This is a genomic window from Halorubrum sp. (assembly GCF_046498025.1).
GTDB lineage: Archaea > Halobacteriota > Halobacteria > Halobacteriales > Haloferacaceae > Halorubrum.
Genome location: NZ_JAWOBM010000052.1, coordinates 1 through 21,211 on the forward strand (window position 1 = coordinate 1; position 21,211 = coordinate 21,211).

Here is a 21,211-nt window from a genome sequence, read left to right on the forward strand (position 1 = left end):
CCGGTCCACGTCGGTCGCGCGCGCAACCCGATCGTCGGCGACGCGGTCGCGAACCTGCTGGCGTACGCCGGCTACGACGTCGACCGGCACTACTACGTCAACGACGCGGGCCGCCAGATGGCGGTGTTCACGTGGGCGTACGAGCGGTTCGACGAGTCGGACCTCGACGAGGAACCCGCCCGCGACCGCGCCGAGTACGACCTCGTCCGCTACTACCGGAAGGGGAACGCCTTCTTGGAGGAGGCAGACGACGCGGCCGTCGAGGCCGCGGAGGCGGAGATCTCTGCCATCCTGCGGGGCCTCGAAGCGGGCGACGAGGAGACGTACGAGCGCGTCGGCGAGGTCGTCGACACCGTCCTCGGCGGCATGAAGGAGTGTCTCGCGCGGCTCCCCGCGGAGTTCGACAAGTTCGTCAAGGAGACGCGGTTCATGCGCGACGGCTCCACCGACGACATCGCCGCGCGGATCAAGGAGACCGATCAGGCCGTCTACGAGGATGACGCCTGGCAGCTGGAGCTCGACGCGTGGGGGATCGACAAGAACCTCGTCTTCCTCCGCTCCGACGACACCAGCCTCTACACCACCCGCGACCTGGCGCACCACGAGTGGAAGTTCGACAACTACGACCGCGCCGTTACCGTCCTCGGCGAGGACCACAAGCTGCAGGCCGACCAGCTCGACGCGACCCTGGAGCTGCTCGGTAACGACACGAGCCGGCTCGGCCACGTCATCTACTCGTACGTCAACCTCCCGGACGGGAAGATGTCCACCCGTCGGGGGACCGGCGTGATGCTGGACGACCTGCTCGACGAGGCGATCGACCGCGCCCGCGAGGCGGTCGAGACCCGGATGGACGACCGCATCCGCGACGACGACCTGACCGACGAGGACGTCGAACGCATCGCCCACCAGGTCGGGATCGGCGCGGTGCGGTACGACATCGTCTCCAAGCAGCCCGCGAAGGCGATCACCTTCGAGTGGGAGGACGCGCTCGACTTCGAGGCGCAGTCGGCCCCGTTCGTCCAGTACGTCCACGCGCGCTGCGCCGGCATCCTCGGCGAGGCCGCGACCGCCGGCGTGGAGGTGCCGGGTGTGACGGCGGGTGGCGGCGGAGACGAGGCGACCGTCGATCACGGCGCCCTCGACGTCGACGGCGCGGTCCTTGAGACCGACGAGGAGCGCGAGCTCCTGCGCGAGATCGCCCGCTTCCCCGCCGTCATCGAGGCGGCGGCCGACGACCTGGAGCCGCACACGGTCGCGACGTTCACCCGCGAGTTCGCCGACGCGTACAACGCCTTCTACCGGGAGTGCCCGGTCGTCACCGCCGAGGACGACGAGCTCCGGGCCGCCCGCGTCGCGCTCGTCGCGGCCGCGAAGCACACGATGGCGAACGCGCTGGACGTGCTCGGGGTCGAAGCGCCCGAGTCGATGTAGGATCCGGGCGATTGGGTCGGTCGTTCGGCCCTTTTCAATCGGGGCGTCGCTGGCGACGCTACGGTGACCACCGCCAAACCTCCAGCCACTCGCTTATAAACGGTTACCGATAGATCGGCGACATAGACCGCCAAAGCCCCAGCCGTGAGATCCACCCCGCACAGCAACCGCACCTCACGCCTCCCCAGCCTCGTCGCTCGCTTCGTCGCCGGCGCTACGCGCCGGCTGCATGAGGGACCAGAGGTCCCTCTCTGCTCGCGACTCCCTCGCGCGCGCTGCTCGGCCGCGACGCGGCCTCGCAGGCACGTGCCGCCGCCCGTTGTTTGTAAACGACCCAGCGATCGACCGCCCGTGCGATCCGGTACCGTCGTCTGGGCGGGAAGGTCAAAGCTTACTTACACGCACGCCGCCGTAGTTCGGGTAATGAGTAGTGACGCCCAAGCGGCGAGCGAGGACCGGCGGAAGTACGAGTTCCGCAAGGTCATCGAGGAGCTCAAGGACTTCGAGGGCTCCGGCACGCAGCTCGTCACCATCTACATCCCCGAAGACCGGCAGATCTCCGACGTGGTCGCGCACGTCACTCAGGAACACAGCGAGGCGTCCAACATCAAGTCCAAGCAGACCCGGACGGCCGTGCAGGACGCGCTCACCTCGATCAAGGACCGTCTCCGCTACTACGACACGTTCCCACCCGAGAACGGGATCGTGATCTTCTCCGGAGCGATCGACGCCGGCGGCGGCCAGACCGACATGGTCACCCGGACGCTGGAGTCGCCGCCACAGCCCGTCGAGTCGTTCCGCTACCACTGCGACTCCGAGTTCCTCACCGAGCCGCTCGAACACATGCTGGAGGACTCCGGCCTGTTCGGGCTCATCGTCTTGGACCGTCGCGAGGCCAACGTCGGCTGGCTGAAGGGCAAGCGGATCGAGCCCGTCAAGTCCGCCTCCTCGCTCGTCCCCGGCAAACAGCGGAAGGGGGGGCAGTCTGCCCAACGGTTCGCCCGCCTCCGGCTCGAAGCGATCGACAACTTCTATCAGGAGGTCGCGGGGATGGCCAACGACCTGTTCGTCGACAAGCGCCACGAACTCGACGGCATCCTCGTCGGCGGTCCCTCCCCGACGAAAGACGAGTTCCTCGACGGCGACTACCTCCACCACGAGCTGCAGGACAAGGTGCTCGGCAAGTTCGACGTGGCCTACACCGACGAGTCCGGGTTAAAAGACCTCGTCGACAACGCCAGCGAAGCGCTCGCCGATCAGGAGATCGTCGAGGACAAACGCCACATGGAGGAGTTCTTCGAGAAGCTCCACACCGGCGAGGAGGCGACCTACGGCTTCGAGCAGACCCGCCGAAACCTGATCATGGGCTCGGTCGATCGGCTGCTCATCTCCGAGGACCTCCGCTCAGACGTCGTCGTCTACGAGTGCCCGAACGGCCACGAGGAGTACGAGGTGGTCGACTCCCGGCACTCGACCCCCGAACACGAGTGTACCGAGTGCGGCGAGCCGGCCGACGTCGACGAGCGCGACGACGTCATCGAACACTTGATGAATATCGCCGAGCAGCGCGGCACGGACACGAAGTTCATCTCGACGGACTTCGAGAAGGGCGAGCAGCTGATGGACGCGTTCGGCGGCATCGCGGGCATTCTGCGGTACTCGACCGGCGTCTAAGGTCGCACGGACGACGGCGCGCGACCGGGCTCTGACCCTCGTTACTCCGATTCGACCGGCGCGACGGCGATCTCCAGACACGCGCAGGCGTCGGTCTCGGGGTCGAAGCAGTCCGGGCACTCCGGCTGGCGGTCGATGATCGTATCGAGCCGCTCGGCGACGGTGTCGTCGATGACGGCTTCCAGCTCGCGGGCCTCCTCGCGGAACTCCTCGACGCCGAGCACGTTCGTGAGAAAGCGCTCGATGATGCAGTAGGTCTGGAGGGCGTCCCGCGCTCGGATAATCCCGTCGTCGGTGAGACGGACCCCCTTGTACTTCTCGTGTTCGGCGAGCCCGCGCTCCTCCAGCTTCCCGATCATCTCGTTCGCGCTCGCCGGGCTGACGTCGAGGGCGTCGGCCACCGATCCCGTCGAGGCCGGGCCGTCCTCCTGTTGCTGTACGACGTATATCGTCTTGAGGTACTGGTCTGCGGTGTTCACGGCTTTCCTCCGTCGGGGCTCGTCATCGATTCGGTGCGCCGGTTCATCGTCGCTCCATGACCTCCGTGACCTCGCTGACGCCCTCCGCTTCCTCCTCCCGGATCGTTCGCAGCGTCTCCAGGAGGCGCTCCCGGCCGATCGAGAACTCGGCGTCGGACGCCTCGATAGCTTCGATGAGATCGTCGTAGAACTTGTAGGCGGTCTCCTCGTTACACAGTTGGTCGTACAGGATCCCGTCGAAATCCTCGGGCTTGGTCCGGCCGTAGCGGGCGTCGACGAGCGACTCGATCTCGTCGAAGGGGACGCTCTCGACCCCGAGCCCGGCGATGAGCGACTCCAGCCGTTCCCGGTGCTCGGCGGACTCCTCGGCCGCGTCCGCGAGCAGCGTCTCGATCTCCTCGTCGAGGTCGGCGTCGACGCCCCGATAGTGGTGGTGTGCCCGCGCCTCGACGACCTCCTCCAGCACGATCCCGATCTGCAACAGCCGAGCGAGCTGGTCGTCGGAGGCGATCCGCTGGCTCACGCTCACGGCAACCACCCGTCACTGCTCGATACGCCCGTTCGCATACACTGGACTTCGGGCGTAGTCCGACTTAAGAAGTTCCCCTCTGGCCGGGGCTCGTCGGTACACACGGACGCGGCTCGTCGGCGCAAACGGGCGAAAACCCGAAATCATCCGGTGTCGGGGCTCCGCGAGCCGCCGCACGCGGCCGGCTACTTGAGCCGCTGGAAGACGAGTTCTTCGACGTCGTCGCGGAACTCGTCGACCGCGATCTCCTCTAACACGGGCACGAAGAAGCCCTCGACGAGCATGTTCCGCGCCGTGCGCGAGTCGATCGAGCGGCTCTCGAGGTAGAACAGGTCCTCGGCGTCGACCTGCCCGACCGTCGCGGAGTGTGAGGCCTCGGTGTCGTGGTTGTGGATGATCAGCTTCGGCGACGCGTCGGCCTCGGCGTCGTCCGACAGCATCAGCGTGTTCTCGCGCTGGTAGCTGGAGGTGTTCCACGCGTCCTCGCCGACGTCCTGTACGCCCTCGTAGACGGAGCGAGCCACGTCGTCGAGCACGCCGCGCGTGACGAGGTCGGCCGTCGTGTGCTCGGCCTGGTGCCAGACGCGGGCGTTCAGGTCCAAGTGCTGGTCGTCGGTGCCGAAGAACGTCCCGACGATCTGGCTCTCGGAGCCGTCGCCGTTCAGTTCGGTCTCGACGTCGGAGCGGGTGAGCTTCGAGCCGAAGTTGCTCTCGATCCAGTCGATCGTCGCGTACGTGTCCGTCACGCCGCGCTTCAGCGAGTAGGTGTACGAGTCGTCGTCGAGGTTCTGGAGCGAGCCGAACTGGACGTTCGCGTTCTCGCCCGCGACGATCTCGACGAGGTTCGAGAAGTATCGGTCGCCGTCGACGCTTCCCTCACCGCTCTCGATCGACTCGAGGATCGTCACCGACGACGACTCCTCGGCGACGACGAGCGTCTGGCTGAACAGCGAGCGGGAGTTCATCTCCGCGCGCACCGTCACGTCCTCGACGTCGACGCCCTCCGGGACGTAGACGAACGTGCCGGTGGTGAAGAGCGCGACCGACAGGGCCGTGAGGTAGTTGTGTTCGGGGTCGAGCACCGAGCCGAAGTTCGCCTCGATGACGTCGCCGTACTCGTCGAACGCCTCGGTGAAGGGGAGGACGACGACCTCGTCGTCGCCGGCCGTCCGCTCCGTGGCGTCGGACTGGTTCAGCGGGTCGACGAGCGCCTCGAAGTCGAGCGCCTCCAGGTCGGTCCAGCGGCGTCCGGGCGTCTGGATGACGTCGGGGAGCTCGGCCGTCTCCAGCGCCGAGAGCGCGTTCAGACGGGTCTCTAAGAGCCACTCGGGCTCGTCGCGTTCGTCGGCGATGCGTCGGACCGTGTCCTCAGAGAGGCTCTCGATTGCTTGCGTGCTCATGTTATCCGAGCGAGCCCTCCATCTCGAGCTCGACGAGCCGGTTCAGCTCGACGGCGTACTCGATCGGGAGTTCTTCCGTGATGGGCTCGATGAAGCCCGAGACGATCATCTGTTTCGCGTCGTCGTCGTCGAGGCCCCGCGACTGCAGGTAGAAGATGTCCTCGTCGCCGATCTTCCCGACGGTCGCCTCGTGGGCGACGTCGACCTTCGACTCGTTGATCTCCATGTACGGCATCGTGTCCGACGTCGACTTGTTGTCGAACATCAGCGCGTCGCACTCGACGGCCGTCGAGGAGTTCTCCGCGCCGTCCGCGATGTGGACGAGCCCGCGGTAGTTCGTGCGGCCGCCGTCCTTCGCGATCGACTTCGACTCGACGGTCGACTTGGTGTCAGGCGCGTTGTGGTACACCTTCGCGCCCGTGTCGATGTTCTGGCCCTCGCCCGCGAAGGCGATGGTGATGTGGTTGTCGGAGGCGCCGCGTCCCTTCAGGATCGTCGAGGGGTACAGCATCGTCGCCTTCGACCCCATCGACCCCGAGATCCACTCCATGCGCCCGCCCTTCTCGGCGATCGCGCGCTTGGTGTTCAGGTTGTACGTGTTCTTCGACCAGTTCTGCACCGTCGAGTACTGGACGTGGGCGTCCTCGCCGACGAACACCTCGACGCCGCCGGAGTGGAGGTTGAACGCCGAGTACTTCGGCGCGGAACAGCCCTCGATGTAGTGGACTTCCGAGCCCTCCTCGGCGATGATGAGCGTGTGCTCGAACTGACCCATCCCCTCGGAGTTCATCCGGAAGTACGCCTGCACCGGCATGTCGACGGTGGTGTTTTCGGGGACGTAGACGAACGAGCCGCCGGACCAGATGGCGCCGTGGAGCGCGGCGAACTTGTTGTCGCTCGGGGGGACGCACTTCGTCATGAAGTGCTCGCGGACGAGCTCCTCGTGTTCTTGGACGGCCTCGTCCATGTTACAGAAGATGACGCCCTTCTCCTCCCAGCGCTCCTGCATGTTCTGGTAGACGACCTCGGACTCGTACTGGGCGCCGACGCCGGAGAGCGCGTTCTTCTCGGCCTCCGGGATGCCCAGCTTGTCGAAGGTGTCCTTGATCTCGTCCGGGAGCTCCGTCCAGTCGTCGACGCCGGCGCGGACGTCGACGTCCGGCCGGATGTACGGGATGATCTCGTCGACGTCGACCTCCGAGAGGTCGGGCTGGCCGGGCCAGTCGGTCGGCATCGGCATCTCCTGGAACTGCTTGAGCGCGCGCAGGCGCCGCTCCAGCATCCACTCCGGTTCGTCCTTGTCCTCCGAGATGACGCGGACCGTCTCCTCGGTGAGACCCTTCTCGGTCTGGAAGGCGGATTTCTCCTCCTTCTTAAATTCGAAGCGGGCCTCGGTGTCTGTCTCCTTCAGTTCGTCCTGTTGTGAACTCATGATTTTGTGTTACGTCGTTGCGGATTTAGGTGTATCGCGTGCCTGATTTCGGTTACGCCGTCTCGAACGCGTCCTCGCGGACCCAGTCGTATCCCTTGTCCTCGAGCTTCTCGGCGAGCTCCGCGCCACCGCTCTTGACGACCTTGCCGTCGAGCATCACGTGTACGTGGTCGGGCTCGACGTAGTCGAGGATCCGCTGGTAGTGGGTGATCTGGAGGACGCCCGTGCCCTGCTCGTCACGGAGCGCGTTGATCCCCTTCGAGACGTCCTGGAGCCGGTCGATGTCGAGCCCGGAGTCGATCTCGTCGAGCACGGCGATCGCGGGCTCCAGCATCGCGGCCTGCAGGACTTCGTTCTGCTTCTTCTCGCCGCCGGAGAAGCCGGCGTTGAGGTAGCGCTGCATGAACTTCTCGTCCATGTCGAGCAGTGCCATCTTCTCCGAGAGGATCTGTTGGAACTCGGCGACGCCGATCTCGCCGTCGTCGGCGGGGCCCTCCATCGGGGAGGTGTCGTACCCCTCGTCCTCGTCGTCCGCGTCGGCACCCTCGGCGTCTTCGTCCTCGAACAGCTCCTCGCGCTCGTCCGCCTTGGCGTTGAGCGCCTGTCGGAGGAAGTTCGTCATCGTGACACCCTCGATCTCCGCCGGGTACTGGAAGCCGAGGAAGATGCCGAGCGCGGCGCGCTCGTTCGGCTCCAGCTCCAACAGCTCCCAGTGGTAGTCCTCGTCGTCGAGGTCGGCGTCGACGTCGGCGACGTCCTCCTCGTCGAGGTGGAGCAGAACCTCGCCGCCGGTGACCTCGTACGCCGGGTGGCCGGCGATGACCTTCGCCAGCGTCGACTTCCCGGAACCGTTCGGCCCCATCAGCGCGTGGATGTCGCCGGTCTCGACGGTCAGGTCGACCCCGCGAAGGATGCGTTCGCCGCCCTCTTCCGCCACTCGTGCGTGAAGATCGTTGATTTCGAGAGTAGCCATGTGTATTCTCGTGCCTCGTGACTCGACAGTAGTGGTTGAGGAGGTTAATGGTTACGAATCTCCCCGTCAAAACTCTCGAATACGATAAGAAATTTTCCAACGATCGAAAAGTGCTTTCTCCGATGCGACTCACCTACATGAATGAGCCCAAACCGGTCTGCTCCTGTCCGGTCTTGACCTCCTCCCAAGACATCCCGAGCGCCTCGATAACGCGCTCGATCGGCCCTTTCAGCGTCTTGTCCAGCATCTTCTCCCAGTCGACTTCGAACTCGTCGGGGACCTGATCGGCGTACTCGAAGCAGATCACGTCGGGGTCGCGCTTGAACTCCCCGTACAGGTGGTCGCGCTGCGGGTCGAGCCCTTCCTCTTCCTCCATCCGCTGCCAGAAGTCGGGGTGGACCTTCTCGATGTAGAGCCGCTTCGGCTTCGACCCGCTCCCGAAGTTGGTCCCGAGCATGAGGTTCGCGTACTTCGCGCCCCGCACCTGCGCGGTCGGGGTGTCGTAGGCGTCCAGCTTCTTGCCGATCCCGCCCGGGATCCCGATCTCGTCGAGGTCGACATCGCCGTCGAGTACGCGCGCGATGACGTCCACCAGGTATGCCTTCACCTCCTGCATGTCCTCGTCGATGTCGTCGCCCGTGACGATCGTCTCGATGACGTTCTGCTGGACCTCCTTCGTGATCCCGGCGATGTCGGAGCGCTTGTACTCGAAGCCGGTGATGTCGATGTCGTCGACGTCCTTCCCCTCCTTCCAGATGATGTGGCCGGCGTACCGCTTCTTCTTGCCCGCCTGGAAGAACCGCCGATAGAGCTTCTCGAACTCGATCTGGAAGCGGTGTGAGTCGGCGTTGAGCTCGTCGCGCGCGAAGTCATCGTAGCGCTCGTTGATGTGGTCCTCTATCTCGAAGGAGGTCTCGATCGCCTCTTCCTTCGACATGCCAGACAAAGATAACATAACGCTGTCGGTGTCACCATACGCAACCTGATAATCGAGCTCGTTCGCGGCCTCCTCCGTGAAGTCGATGACCTTTCGACCGGTCGCCGTGACGGCCGCTGCGCCCTCTTTGTCGTACAGCCGGAACCGGTCCCATCCCGTCACGCCGTAGAGCGAATTCATAATAACCTTGACAGCTCCCTGCTGTCGGTCGTACTGCTCGTACGGTTCGGTGCCGGGTTCGTGGTCGTTCCGGAGCGATTTCTTCTCCTCGCGCTCGGAGAGGAGCTCGTCGACCATCTCGCGCATGATCCCGTCCGGCTCCTTCCGGAAGTGGGTTCCGTTGGGCGCGACGTACGTCTCGCCGTCGTACGCCGCGGGGTCGACCTTCGTCTCCGGACCGGCGTTGATCGTTACCATGCACATCGGGTAGAGGCTCTTCAGGTCCTGGACCGTCACCATCTCCTTGACCCCCGTGATGGGGTCGAAGACGGCGCCGCCCTCGAAGTCCTCCGACTCCTGCTGGCCCTTCGTCGGGAGCGCGAACTTCCCGAATGCCTTGTGGAGGACGTACATGTCGACGGTGTCCCCGGGGGTCGGCGCGTCCTCGATCTTGCAGCCGACGAAGGTGCGCACCTCGTCCCAAAAGGCGATCACGTCCTGCTTTCGGTCGATCTCGACGCACAGCTCCACGTCGCGGATGCTGTACTCCAGCAGGCGCTCGGGGTCCTGTTCCCAGAGGTCGCCGATGTCGCCCGTGTAGCGCTCCTTGCCGACGCCGAGCTCGCGCTCGCCGACGGCGTCGAGCCGGTACGACTCCAACTCCGTGAACATCGTCCGCTTGTACGCGTACAGCAGGTCGAAAACCACCCGACCTTTGATGTCCGGACCGCCCCAGCCGGAGCGCCACACCTCGCCGATCCGGGAGAGCCGGTCGACGGAGAGGTCGTACTGGCTCCCGTCGTCGAGCACCTCCAGTCGGTCGAGGACGTACGGCGCGTCGAAGTCCTCGAAGTTCCACCCCGTCAGGAGGTCGGGATCGGTGTCGTCGATGTAGTCGATGAACGCGTCGAGCATCGCGGCCTCCTCCTCGAACGTGCGAACCTCGAAATTCACCCCCTCGCCGTCGCCGACGATCCCCTCGTAGTCGGGGAGGTCCTCGGGCGGCTGGATCTCGGCCTCGGGGGCGTCGTACAGCCAGACGACGTACTCTTCGTCGTAGGAGTCGTGGCTCGTGAGACAGATGATCGGCTCCTCGCCGTCCTCGGGGAAGCCGCGGCGGTCGTCGACCTCGATGTCGAAGGTGTTCACGCGGAGGTCGGCGTCGACGTCGGCCGGCTCCAGCTGCCCCTCGTGGACCTGCATCGTTCCGGAGCCGTCGTCGAGCCGGCGCTCTTCGACCCGCATCCCGCCATTGAGACCGTTATCGATGAGGAAGCGGTTAGGAAAGAGGATGTCGGCCTCGAACGTCGTCTCGAAGTCGTCGCGGATGTTCCCGACGTCCCGGGGCGTCCGGGTGACGATTCGAGTGAGCGGCTCCCCCCGGATGCTCTCGTACGCGTCGCCGCTCGGAGTCTCCTCGCGCGTGCCGATCACGACGTCGTACTCCTCGACGGGGTCGCGGTCGAGGTCGACGGTGGGGACGTAGAAGTACGGCTCCACGCCCAGCACGCGGACGTGCTCGCGGACGTCGTGCTCGACGTCGCCGTCGACGTGCTCCGCCGGGCGTCGGCCGAAGACGTGGACGACCGGGTACTCGTCGCTCCCGTACCCCTCCACGGCGTAGTCGATCTGGGTGATCATCAGTTCGACGGTCCCGGTCGACTCCGGGAACTTCGCCTCGTCGACGTCGACGACGTCGCTGACGTGGCCCCGCCCGCCGCCGGCGACGACGGCCGCCTCCTGCGCGGCGAGGTCCTCTCGTTCGGCCTCCGTGCCGTCGTCCCTCCCGTCGTCCGCGTCCCCGGTCGACGAGAAGTCCGCCAGCCCCGACTGAGTCATATCGATCCTTCGGCGTCACCGGGCTAAAAAACTCGGCTTTCGGGTGCGGCGAGGACTCCCGCCACGGAAAGGACTTTAATGTGTGAATACTTACCACAGTTCATGTCTTCGGACCCACGTTCGGAACCTACGGTGGCTCGCCCGGCCGGTCGCGACGCGGTCGACGCCGAGGTGGAGGTGTACGAGGACGACGGGAACGTGGTGTTGTTCGACGCCGCGAATCCCCTCGCGTGGGTCGAGGCGAGCCGAACGATTCGGCTCGCTGACGCGACCTGACTCGGCCGCTCGGTCCGAGGTGACCGGACGGAACCCCTTTGCCTCGTCCCCGCGTACGGCCGGACGTGTTCGGGCTAGACGAGGACGACGAGGGCGAGGTCTCTTTCGGCGAGAGTTCCGACGCCGAGCGAGAGATGACGCCGGACATCCCGAAGGCGCCCTCGGTGAAGACGTTCGACGACGGGGGCGACTTCGAGGGAGCGAGCGACGTCGACTCCGACACGCTCCGCGCGTTCGTCGTCGCCGTGATCTACGCCAACGCGGCGGTGCTCCTCGTCGCGCTCGGCCCGATGGTGTGGTACTTCGAGGGCTGGTCGCGGATCGGCCCCGTCCTCCTCGCCGCCGGGCTCCTCGCCGGCGTTCGGACCTACCAGACGTACCGGGCCTGGGAGCGCTCGCGGGAGGAGGAGGCCGGTTCTGCCGACGCCGATTCCCCCTCCGACCCCGATCCCCCGGAAGCGTAATACTCCGGCGTCCACTCCTTCGTACCAATGCAGACGGTTCGCGACACCGACGGCGAGACGTACCTCCTCGTGAAGCGCTCCGCCCAGTCGAGCCGCGTCCGCGACCCGGCCACGGGCGCGGAGCGCTACGTCGACAACGACGAGCTCAGCGTCGTCGACGGGGAGTCGCCGCTCGCGACCGCGGCCGGCGGGATACCCGCGTCGGTCCGACAGGCCGTGCGGGCGGTCCACGACGAGCGGTCGCTAGGCCTCCTGGTCGTCGTCGTCGACGAGGGGCCGCTCTCCGCCATCGAGCTGCTCGATACGGCCGACATGTGCGAGTCGGACCTCCACGGGACGATCACCGAACTGCGCGCGGCCGGCCTCGTCGACGAGGTGGAGGTCCGAGGGCGACGGGGGTACGCGGCGACGGACTCCGCGAGCGAAGCGATCGAGCTCCTGCGTGGCGGACCGGTCGGGGACGACGACGCGTCGGCCGACGCGTAGCCGGTCGCGCGCTCGACGCGCAGCCGGTCGCGCGCCCTGTCGGGTGAGGGCCTTGCCGGGTGACGGAGACGTCGCGTCCGGTCAGTCGTCCGCGAGCGAGGCGACGTCGAGCTCGGCGGCGTCCGCGCGGCGCGCGGTCGACCGGTTCGAGCGCGGCTCCTTCTCGACGGTGACCAGCTCGTCGGCCGCGCCCACCAGTTCGTCGTCGTGGCTGACGATCAGGATCTGCGACACGCCGAAGCTGCGCATCTCCTCGACGAGCCGGACGAGCCGGGAGACGTGCCCGGAGTCGAGGAAGACGGTCGGCTCGTCGAGGATGAGCGGCGGCGTCGGCGCCGCGCCCTCGATCCCCTCGGAGAGCAGCCGGTAGATCGCACACCGCAGCGAGAGGTTGAACAGGGCGCGCTCGCCGCCGGAGAGCTGTCCGGGGTCCAGCGTCTCGCCGTCCTTCTGGTAGACGGTGAGCGCGTACTCGCCGTCGAGCTCGATGTGCGAGTAGGCGTCGTTGCCGTACACCAGATCGAACGTCTCGTTGAGGGTGCGCTCCAACTCGGCGACGTTGCGCTGTCGGAGCTCCGCGCGGAGGTCGCCGTACATCGCCTCCAGCTCGCTCGTCTCCTCGTGGAGGCCCTCGAGCGCCTCGACGGTCGCGGCCAGCTCCTCGCGCTCCGAACGGAGGTTCTCCAGCTCCCGTATCTCGCCGTTCACGCTCCCGATCGCGTTCCCAAGCTCCGTCCGTCGCTCTGCGAGCCGGTCCAACTCCGCGTCGACGCGTTCCAGGTACTCCTCGGCCCGTTGCTTCCGCTCTCTGGCCTCCTCGACCGCCGCCTCGTCGACCGCAGCCGCGAGCTCGTCACGCCGCTCGCGCTTGTCGGCGAGTCGCTCGCGCCGCTCGTCGTTCAGCTCTGTGAGGGTCTCCCGCTTCTCCCGGCGGCGCTCGATCGCCGACTCCGCCTCGACGATCGCGTCCACGCGCTCTTCGACCGCGTCCACCGCCTCTCTGGCGTCGTCGACCTCGGCGAGCGCCTCCTCGAGGGTCGTCACTCGCTCCGCCGCCGACTCGGCCTCCTCGCGCTTCTCGGCGGCGACCTCTCGAGTCTCTTCGGCCGCCTCGCGCTTCTCTTCGGCCGCCTCGCGCTTCTCTTCGGCCGCCTCTCGCTTCCGCTCTGCCTCCGCCCGCCGCTCGTCGACGCGCTCTTCGAGCATCTCCGTCGTCTCGTCGATCTGGTCGAGCCGGTCCGCGGCCTCGGCGAGACCGTCCAGCTCCTCGATCCGGTCGTCGAGGTCCGATTCGCGCTCGCGGGCCGCCTCGAGTTCGCTCTCCAGCTCGTCGACGCGCTCGCGGTCGCCCTCGATCCCGGTCGCGTGCGGCGAGTCCTCGACCGGCTGGCCGCACTCGGGACACTTGCCGGCCGCGAGCAGCTCCTCCGCCTCGGCGACGCGCTCGCGGGCGTTCTTCAGCTCTGCCGACAGCTCCGCGATCCGCTCGCGGACCTCGCCGCGGCGATCTCGGAGCGCCTCGCGCTCGTCGCCGACCTCGTCGCGGTCGACGTCGGCGGTCGCGAACCGCTCGCGGAGGTCTTCGGCCTCCTCGCGGAGCTCCTCGATCGAGGACTCGCGCTCCTCAGCCTCCTCCGCCGCGGTCTCGGCCTCGTCCGAGAGGTCGCCGGCCTCCGCTTCGAGTTCCGCCGCGCGCTCGGCGAGGTCGTCGGCCTTCCCGGCGAGGTTCGTCGCCTGATTGCGGAATGCCTCGGCGCCCACCCGCTCGTCGTCGAGCTCCTCGCGGATCTCCACCTCCCGGTCGTCGAGCGCCTCTCGGCGGGCCGCAACGGCGTCTTCGTCGGCCGCGTCGAGGCCGGCGTCGTCGAGTCGGTCGTCGATCGCGGCCTCGATCTCCGCGATCTGCTCGCGGGCCTCCCCGATCGCGTCCCGATGCTGGTCGCGCTCGCGCTCCGCCTCGCGGATCGCCTCCTCGATCCCGCCGATCTCCGATCTGACCGCTTCCAGCTCCTCGCGCTTTTCCGCGTGGGTCTCGAGGATCTCCGCCGCGGCTTCGCGCGTCTCCGTCGCCCGATCGCGCTGATCCTCGTATCGGTCGATCTCGTCGGTGACCTCCGAGAGGTCGCTTTCGAGTCCGTTGAGCCGGTCGTGGAGGTCACGCTCCTCTTTCGCCTCGATCTGCTCGTCGAGCTGGTCGAGTCGCCCGCGGCGGTTCTCCAGCACGTCTTCGACGCCGAGCCGCGCGTCGCCCGCGCGCTCTCGGTACTCCTCCAGCTTCCCGAGCTGGAGCAGGTCGTCGATCGTGTCCTGCCGCTCGCGCGGCGTGGCGTTGATCAGCTCGTTCACCTCTCCCTGCCGCACGTACGCACAGCTGACGAACGCCTCGGCGTCCATCCGGAGCAGCCGGGTGACGAACTCGCGTACCGCCCGGGCGCCGTCGCGGCTCACGTCGTCCCCGTCGGTCGATTCGAGCGTGCACTGATGGTCGATGCGGTCGTCGTACACCCGGAGCGTGCGCTCGATGCGGTACGGCGTCCCGTCGTGGGTGAACCACAGCTCGACCTCCGTCTCCTCCTCGCCCTTCGTGACGACGTCGTCGAGGGTGCCGTCAAGCGCCTTCGATCCGTACAGCGCGAAGAAACAGGCCTCAAGCAGGGACGACTTGCCGCTGCCGTTGAGCCCGTGGATGACCGTGACGCCCTGGGTCAGCCGAAGGTCGGCGTCGCCGTACGGCTTGAAGTTCGAGAGGCGAACCCGGTCGAAGTTCACAGGTAGTCCTCCATGGACACCTGACCGTCGGTCGCGGGTGCCTCAGGGCGCTGTTCGTCGGCGGTGTCGTCCCCGTCGGTCTCTTCGTCCGTCTCGTCCCCGGCCGCGTCCGGGTCGCTGGCTCCTTCGGCGTCGTCGGCGTCCTCGTCGGCGTCGGTGTCATCGTCGTCGCCGCCGGCGTTCTCGTCGTCGCTGGCTCCTTCGTCGCCGTCGGCCTCACCGTCGCCGACCTCGCCACGTTCGAACGCGTCCAGGTCGTCGAGCCGCTCTTCGATACGTTCCTTCACCGTCGTCCTGACGTTACTGTCGGGCAGCGTGTCCGTCCGGACGGCCTCGTCGATATCGCGGGCGGCCTCGGAGAGGGCCATCTCCCCGATCCGCTCGCGGACGGCGTCCTCGGGGTCGGCGAAGCTCACGTCCACCTCTGCGTCGGTCTCGACCTCGCGGCGGTCGGCGACCCGGGCGATGAGCGCCCCCGCGTCGGTCGCGAACTCCTCGATCGCGGCCGGCGTGACGGGGTCGCCGTCGCCGGTCACGTCGACCAGGACCACGGCGTCGGTGAGGTCGTGCTGCCGGACCCGCTCGCGCACCCGCGCCTCGCCCTCGCCCTCGCGGAGGTCGACCTCCACGAAGACGAACGGGCGGGTGTCGAGCGCGCGCCGCCGGATATCCACGCGGTCGTCGCCTCCGGCGGCGTCGGCGTCGAAGGTGACGAGGTTGTAGCCGCGCCCCTCGCGTTCGCTCGCGCTCGCGCGCTCCGTGGACCCCGGATAGGTGACCCACGTGCCGGCGACCTCGGCGACGTCCGGGGTGTGGTTGTCGCCGAGGAGCATCGCGTCGAACGCGACGGTGCTCTCCGTGAGCACCTGCTCGGTGTCCCAGTCGGCGTAGCCGAACGGCTCGAAGAGGCCGTGGGCGACGAGGGCCGCGTAGTCGGCGTCGTGGTCGGCGAACGCGTAGTCGAGGTCGTCGCGGCGAGAGACGGGGACGTGATCGAGCCCGTAGAAGGCGGTGTCGCCGACGACGGTGGGCTCGTCGCCGAGGCGGGTCGCGAGCCCCAGCCGCTCGAACAGGTCGAGCCATTGCCCGCCCCGCGTCGACTCGTGGTTCCCCACGACCGCGAGGAAGGGGATCCCGGCGTCATCGAGCCGCCGGAGCACGGAGATGGTGCCCATCAGGTCGGGAAGCTCTGGCCGTCGGTCGTGAAAGAGGTCGCCCGCGTGGATCACCGCGTCGACGTCGCCGTCGACGGCGTCGTCGATCACGGCCGCGAAGGCGTCGAGGAAGTCTTGGCGTCGAACCGGCGAGTGGTACTGGGCGTACCCGATGTGGGTGTCGCCGGTGTGGATCACCCGGATCATCTGTCCGGGTGTTGGCCCGTATCGGGTTTAGGGATTCCGGGGCCGGAGCGGAAGTGGTTGCGACGCCGGAGTCGATGGGGGATTCGGCCGCCGTTCATCGCTCGGGGATTCGGCCGCCGTTCATCGCTCACCACCGGCCGCTTCGCGGAGGTCTCGGTAGGCGGCCAGCGCCGCGCGACCCCGTTCGGCCGCGGACTCGTCACCGTGGCACTCGGCGGAAGCGACCGCCTCGGACAGCCCATCGAGTCCGACGGAGTCGACGAATCCGGCGGCGCGCCGCAGGTCGGCTCTCGCGGCCTCGGCCTCGTCGATCACGGCGGCGTACGGCCGGGTCGCGGTGTCGGTGCGCGTCGCCAGCGCGGCCAGCGCTCGTTTGACGGCGGTAGTCGAGACCATGCCGCCTCTGTGTCGGCATCGGCGATAAGGCGACGCCCTCGCGTCGGCGGCGTTCCTGCCGGCTCACACCGCGAGCGTGTACAGCCGCTTTCGCGCGTCGGCGAACGAGAACCGCGAGTCGACCACGTCCTCCTCCTCCAGCCGTGAGAGCGCGTATCTGACGGTCCGGGGCGGGAGCAGCGTCTCCTCGGCGAGTTCGCTCTGCGTCAGCGTGTCGTTGTAATCGAGGACCTTCGCCACGAGCTTCGCGCTCGGAGGCAGGTCGCGGACGGCGTTCCAGCGGTCCGTGACGTCTTCGTCGGCGGCGACGGCGTCGGTGGTACTCATGCGTACCTCCCTGTAGCTCATGCCGTTAAATAATATTTACTATCCTTTTTTATTACTTCTGAGTATTTTATTTCGGCTCCGACCGGTCGAACTCTCCCCCACCCGAAACCTCTTACGCGCGAGACGCCTTATTACGGACAATGACCGATACCGTCGACGACGTCGATCTGCCCTACGACGAGGGCGCGGCGTCGAGACAGGAGAAGATCGAGTCCCTTCAAGAGGAACTCGACGTGCTGGAGTCACAGAACGAGGAGATGCGGGACAAGCTCCTCGACGCGAACGCGGAGAACAACAAGTACCAGCAGAAGCTCGAGCGGCTCACTCACGAGAACAAGAAGCTGAAGCAGTCCCCGCTGTTCGTGGCGACCGTACAGGAGATCACGCCCGACGGTGCCGTGATCAAACAGCACGGCAACAACCAGGAGGCGCTCACGGAGATCACGGCCGAGATGCGCGAGAAGCTCGACCCCGACGACCGGGTCGCGGTCAACAACTCCCTGTCCGTCGTGAAGAAGCTGGAGAAGGAGACCGACGTGCGCGCTCGCGTGATGCAGGTCGAGCACTCGCCCGACGTCACCTACGCCGACATCGGCGGGCTCGAAGACCAGATGCAGGAGGTCCGCGAGACCGTCGAGATGCCGCTGGAGCACCCGGACATGTTCGAGGACGTCGGGATCACGCCGCCCAGTGGCGTTCTCCTCTACGGTCCGCCCGGCACCGGGAAGACGATGCTCGCGAAGGCCGTCGCCAACGAGACGGACGCGACGTTCATCAAGATGGCCGGCTCCGAGCTCGTCCACAAGTTCATCGGCGAGGGCGCGAAGCTCGTCCGCGACCTGTTCGAGGTCGCTCGCGAGAACCAGCCGGCCGTTCTCTTCATCGACGAGATCGACGCGATCGCCTCGAAGCGGACGGACTCGAAGACCTCCGGCGACGCCGAGGTCCAGCGGACGATGATGCAGCTGCTCTCCGAGATGGACGGCTTCGACGAGCGCGGCGAGGTCCGCATCATCGCCGCCACCAACCGCTTCGACATGCTCGACCCGGCCATCCTCCGCCCGGGTCGGTTCGACCGGCTCATCGAGGTGCCCAAGCCGAACACCGACGGTCGCGAGATCATCTTCCAGATCCACACCCGGAAGATGAACCTCGCGAGCGACATCGACTTCGACGAGCTCGCCGAGATGACCCCGGAAGCGTCCGGTGCCGACATCAAGGCCATCTGCACGGAGGCCGGGATGTTCGCCATCCGCGACGACCGCACCGAGGTCACGCTCGACGACTTCCTCGAGGCCCACGAGAAGCTCCAGCAGGACGACGAGAGCGGCGCCGACGACTCGCTCGCGTTCGCCTGACGCTTCCGGGCGACCGCGATCGGTTTTCCGGGCGACCAGGACCGTTTTTTTGCGGCTACATCCCCCGCACGACCAGGTACGGAACGACGAACAGCAGGATGAATATCAGTCCGGTCGCGAGCGCGTACCCGACACCGACGCCGGCGAGCGCGCGCCAGCCGTCCTCGGTCGGGATATCAACGTCCATACCGTCTCCTCTGCGGCCCGGTAATTAAAACTGACACCCGAGGTCGAAACGCTCCCGCGTCCCGGCGACTCACACGTCGCCGGCCATCGCCCGGAAGAGGGCGTCGGCGAGCTCGTCCCGGTTGATGGGCTTTGACCCCTCCTCACCGGTCGGATCGACCCTCGGCGCGATGGTACCGCCGCCCATCCGCGAGTGGCCGCCTCCGTTGCCGTTCTCGACGTCCGCCAGCACCGACTCGATCGCGTTACCCATGTGGACCCGATCGTCCCTGGAGCGCCCGGAGAGGTGGACCGTCCCGTCTCGCTCGCCGATCACGACGACGGCGCTGACGCCTTCGAGCTGGATCAGCTCGTCGGCAGCCTGCGGAATCGCGTCCACGTTGTTCACGCCGCCGACGTCGGCGACCGCGAACGACCCCTCGATGCGACGTCCCGCGATCGCCCGCGCCTTCACCTCCAGCACCTCCGCGTCGACCGCGGGGTTGGCGATCCGGTCGAGGCAGTCCTGGTCGACGCCGGGGTACACGTACGCGGCGGCGGCGAAGTCCGACTCGCTCGCGCCGACCGTGAGGTGTTTGGTGTCGGCGAGGATGCCGTACAACAGTCCGGTCGCGGTGTCCGTCGGGAGCGTGAGGTCGCTGCCGGTCTCGCTCGCGTGCTTGTCCGGCGGGACCGGAGTCGCCCCGTTCTCCTTGAAGTACTCCGCGACGACGGACGCGGTCGCGCCGTAATCCGTGCGGACGTCGGTGAACCGTTCCCCGGCGCCGTCGCCGGGGTGGTGATCGACGACCGCGACGGGAAGCACGCCGTCCGCGCCAGCGAACCCGCGCGGCTCGTTGTGATCGACGAGGACGACGGACTCCGCGGCGAGGTCGCTCACGTGCGAAATCGGCTCCAAGTTAAGATCGAGGACCGTGCGGAACGCGCGGTTCTCCTGATGTCGGATCTGTCCGGGATACTGCACCGTCGCGTCGACGTCGACCTGCGACGCGAGCGACGCGACGCCGAGGGCGGCCGACATCGCGTCCGGGTCGGGATTCGGGTGCATCAACACCGTGATCTCGTCCTGATCGGCGAGCAGTCGACGGAACCGCCCCCCGGTCGTCCAGCGAGTGCGGAACAGAAAGTACCCCCCGACGATCACGACGAGTGCGACGACGAGCGCGACGGCCGTCAGCTCCGGGTTCTCTCGGGCGAGTGCCTCCGCCTGCGAGAACCGCTCGTCGTTCCCACTCAGGCTCCACATGTGTCGCCGACACTCCCTCCCTATACATGAAGGTTCGTCACCGTTCCGACCAACCGACGACGACGGGATCCGCGGCCGCGCTCACTCTTCGGCGGCGCGGAACGACCGGACGGCGTCGCGGTACCCCTCGCGAAACGTCGGGTACGCGAACTCGTAGCCGAGCGCGCGCAGGCGGTCGTTCGAACAGCGTTTGCTCGTGCGGATCCGTCGTTCGGCGGCCGGAGAGAGGTTACCGGCCGCGATCCGGTCGGCTTTCGACTGTTTCTCTGGCCGTGACACGCCGCACTCGTCGGCGAGCCAGTCGGCGAACGCGTGCTTGTCGACCGGTTCATCGTCGACCACCACGACGGGTTCACCGCGCGCGCGGTCCGTTTCGAGGAGGTACCGGATCGACCCCGCGGCGTCGTCCCGGTGCACCATGTTGAGGTATCCCGCAGTGACAGGTCCGTTGAGGTACCGGTCGAGTCGGTAGCGGTCCGGACCGTACAGCCCCGCGAACCGGGCGACGGTTCCGTCTATTCCGGCGTTGTCGGCCGCCTCTAGGGCGATCCGTTCCGCCTCGGCGAGGACTCGCGTCTTCTCTGTCGTCGGGTCGAGCGGCGTCTCCTCGTCGACCCACCCGCCGTCGTGGTCGCCGTACACGCCCGTCGACGAGGTGTACACGAGCCTGTCCGGCGGCGACGACCGCGTGGCGTACGTCTCGATCACGTTCCTGAGGCCGTCGACGTACACCTCGCGGGCCGCCTCGGCCCCGCGACCGCCCGAACTGGCCGCGAAGACGACGGCGTCCGCGTCGGGCAGCACGTCGAGTGACGCCGGATCGGTCGCGTCCGCGCGCACCGCGTCGACGGCTCCTTCGGTGCCGTCATCGGGGTGGTCCCCGACCGCCTCCACGGCGTCGAGGCCCGCGTCCGACCGACGCACGCCCGTCACCGCGTGACCGCGCGCGGCGAGTTGCGCCGCGAGTTCGAGGCCGACGTAGCCGCATCCGACGACGACGACCCTCATCGCTTGCGCCGCTCGATAACTGCCATGATTTCCGCGAGCTGTTCCAGCGTCATCCCGGCGCGTCCCTCGAGGGCCTGCTGGACCTCCTGACCGGTGAGATCCGCGTCGATCCCCGCCGCGATGGTGTCGACGTCGAGCACCGCGGTCGCCATTCCCAGTAGCAGGTGGTCTCGCAGCTCCGCGACGATCGTCTCGGCGTCGCGGTCGGCCGTCACGGCGACGATCGCCGCCCCGTCGGTGACGCTGAGCTCCGCCACGTCGCCGCCGGCGGCCGCCTCGATCGACGCCTCGTCGACGCCGGTCTCGTCGGCGACGCGCCCGCGTCCGGCCTCGGCCACCGACTCGCTCACCAGCGCCTCGAACGCGGCCAGCAGCGCTGTCGACCTGATTTCGTCCGCGTCGGGAGTCTCACCGCCCCCGGACACGGTCCCGTCTTCGACGACCTCGTGAAACATGGTCGTTTTCGGTCGGCGTCTCT

At 67.4% G+C, this 21,211-nt stretch carries 20 protein-coding genes; 6 read left to right on the forward strand and 14 right to left on the reverse strand.

Translation table 11 applies throughout. From position 1 onward, the window contains the following. The coding region (argS, locus tag R6U01_RS10630; RefSeq protein ID WP_410286432.1) for an arginine--tRNA ligase at positions 1-1,434 on the forward strand (1,434 nt) is incomplete at its 5' end. Between the two features lie 423 nt (positions 1,435-1,857). Further along, entirely contained in the window at positions 1,858-3,108 is a 1,251-nt protein-coding gene (gene prf1, locus R6U01_RS10635) for a peptide chain release factor aRF-1 (RefSeq protein ID WP_410286433.1), read from the forward strand. A gap of 41 nt (positions 3,109-3,149) precedes the next feature. On the opposite strand, the gene R6U01_RS10640 is transcribed toward prf1, so the two are convergent. From R6U01_RS10640 to R6U01_RS10665, 6 genes are all read right to left on the reverse strand, one after another. After that, a complete protein-coding gene (locus tag R6U01_RS10640; protein ID WP_410286434.1) occupies positions 3,150-3,587 on the reverse strand; it encodes a metal-dependent transcriptional regulator in 438 nt (145 codons plus the stop codon). A 43-nt stretch (positions 3,588-3,630) separates the two neighbouring features. Then, positions 3,631-4,116: a ferritin-like domain-containing protein gene (locus R6U01_RS10645; protein WP_410286435.1), complete on the reverse strand. Its 486-nt coding sequence runs from the start codon at positions 4,114-4,116 to the stop codon at positions 3,631-3,633. A 185-nt stretch (positions 4,117-4,301) separates the two neighbouring features. Further along, on the reverse strand, positions 4,302-5,516 hold the full coding sequence (gene sufD, locus R6U01_RS10650; RefSeq protein WP_410286436.1) for a Fe-S cluster assembly protein SufD: 1,215 nt from the start codon (positions 5,514-5,516) through the stop codon (positions 4,302-4,304). Position 5,517: 1 nt separating this feature from the next. After that, positions 5,518-6,948 carry a Fe-S cluster assembly protein SufB gene (gene sufB, locus R6U01_RS10655; RefSeq protein ID WP_410286437.1) on the reverse strand — a complete coding sequence of 477 codons (1,431 nt, stop codon included), beginning with the start codon at positions 6,946-6,948 and terminating at the stop codon, positions 5,518-5,520. 52 nt (positions 6,949-7,000) lie between these two features. After that, positions 7,001-7,921, reverse strand: coding sequence for an ABC transporter ATP-binding protein (locus R6U01_RS10660; protein ID WP_410286438.1), 921 nt, complete (start codon positions 7,919-7,921; stop codon positions 7,001-7,003). 133 nt (positions 7,922-8,054) lie between these two features. Beyond that, entirely contained in the window at positions 8,055-10,856 is a 2,802-nt protein-coding gene (locus R6U01_RS10665) for a DNA-directed DNA polymerase (protein ID WP_410286439.1), read from the reverse strand. A 102-nt stretch (positions 10,857-10,958) separates the two neighbouring features. Between R6U01_RS10665 and R6U01_RS10670 the strand changes: the two genes are divergently transcribed. The 3 genes from R6U01_RS10670 to R6U01_RS10680 all read left to right on the forward strand — a co-directional run bounded on the left by R6U01_RS10670 (position 10,959) and on the right by R6U01_RS10680 (position 12,082). Next, entirely contained in the window at positions 10,959-11,132 is a 174-nt protein-coding gene (locus R6U01_RS10670) for a hypothetical protein (RefSeq protein WP_410286440.1), read from the forward strand. Positions 11,133-11,197: 65 nt separating this feature from the next. Further along, positions 11,198-11,596 (forward strand): hypothetical protein, encoded by a 399-nt coding sequence (locus tag R6U01_RS10675; RefSeq protein ID WP_410286441.1) that lies wholly within the window; start codon positions 11,198-11,200, stop codon positions 11,594-11,596. A 27-nt stretch (positions 11,597-11,623) separates the two neighbouring features. Next, complete coding sequence (locus tag R6U01_RS10680) at positions 11,624-12,082, forward strand: hypothetical protein (RefSeq protein WP_410286442.1); 459 nt, start codon at positions 11,624-11,626, stop codon at positions 12,080-12,082. 81 nt (positions 12,083-12,163) lie between these two features. Here R6U01_RS10680 and rad50 read toward each other — a convergent pair whose 3' ends face one another. The 4 genes from rad50 to R6U01_RS10700 form a co-directional block, all read right to left on the reverse strand. Then, entirely contained in the window at positions 12,164-14,851 is a 2,688-nt protein-coding gene (rad50, locus tag R6U01_RS10685) for a DNA double-strand break repair ATPase Rad50 (RefSeq protein ID WP_410286443.1), read from the reverse strand. Continuing rightward, positions 14,848-16,212, reverse strand: coding sequence for a DNA double-strand break repair protein Mre11 (mre11, locus tag R6U01_RS10690; RefSeq protein ID WP_410286444.1), 1,365 nt, complete (start codon positions 16,210-16,212; stop codon positions 14,848-14,850). The genes rad50 and mre11 overlap by 4 nt, the downstream gene beginning before the upstream one ends. Positions 16,213-16,332: 120 nt before the next feature. After that, on the reverse strand, positions 16,333-16,608 hold the full coding sequence (locus R6U01_RS10695) for a hypothetical protein (protein ID WP_410286445.1): 276 nt from the start codon (positions 16,606-16,608) through the stop codon (positions 16,333-16,335). A gap of 63 nt (positions 16,609-16,671) precedes the next feature. After that, complete coding sequence (locus tag R6U01_RS10700; protein ID WP_410286446.1) at positions 16,672-16,935, reverse strand: MarR family transcriptional regulator; 264 nt, start codon at positions 16,933-16,935, stop codon at positions 16,672-16,674. 140 nt (positions 16,936-17,075) lie between these two features. On the opposite strand from R6U01_RS10700, the gene pan1 reads away from it, so the two are divergent. Next, a complete protein-coding gene (gene pan1 / locus R6U01_RS10705) occupies positions 17,076-18,293 on the forward strand; it encodes a proteasome-activating nucleotidase Pan1 (protein WP_410286447.1) in 1,218 nt (405 codons plus the stop codon). A 55-nt stretch (positions 18,294-18,348) separates the two neighbouring features. On the opposite strand, the gene R6U01_RS10710 is transcribed toward pan1, so the two are convergent. The 4 genes from R6U01_RS10710 to R6U01_RS10725 all read right to left on the reverse strand — a co-directional run bounded on the left by R6U01_RS10710 (position 18,349) and on the right by R6U01_RS10725 (position 21,188). Beyond that, positions 18,349-18,480 (reverse strand): hypothetical protein, encoded by a 132-nt coding sequence (locus R6U01_RS10710; protein ID WP_410286448.1) that lies wholly within the window; start codon positions 18,478-18,480, stop codon positions 18,349-18,351. Positions 18,481-18,549: 69 nt separating this feature from the next. Further along, on the reverse strand, positions 18,550-19,725 hold the full coding sequence (locus R6U01_RS10715; protein ID WP_410286449.1) for a DHH family phosphoesterase: 1,176 nt from the start codon (positions 19,723-19,725) through the stop codon (positions 18,550-18,552). A gap of 81 nt (positions 19,726-19,806) precedes the next feature. After that, on the reverse strand, positions 19,807-20,733 hold the full coding sequence (locus R6U01_RS10720) for an NAD-dependent epimerase/dehydratase family protein (RefSeq protein ID WP_410286450.1): 927 nt from the start codon (positions 20,731-20,733) through the stop codon (positions 19,807-19,809). After that, on the reverse strand, positions 20,730-21,188 hold the full coding sequence (locus R6U01_RS10725) for a DUF5791 family protein (protein WP_410286451.1): 459 nt from the start codon (positions 21,186-21,188) through the stop codon (positions 20,730-20,732). The genes R6U01_RS10720 and R6U01_RS10725 overlap by 4 nt, the downstream gene beginning before the upstream one ends. Between the last annotated feature and the right edge of the window lie 23 nt (positions 21,189-21,211).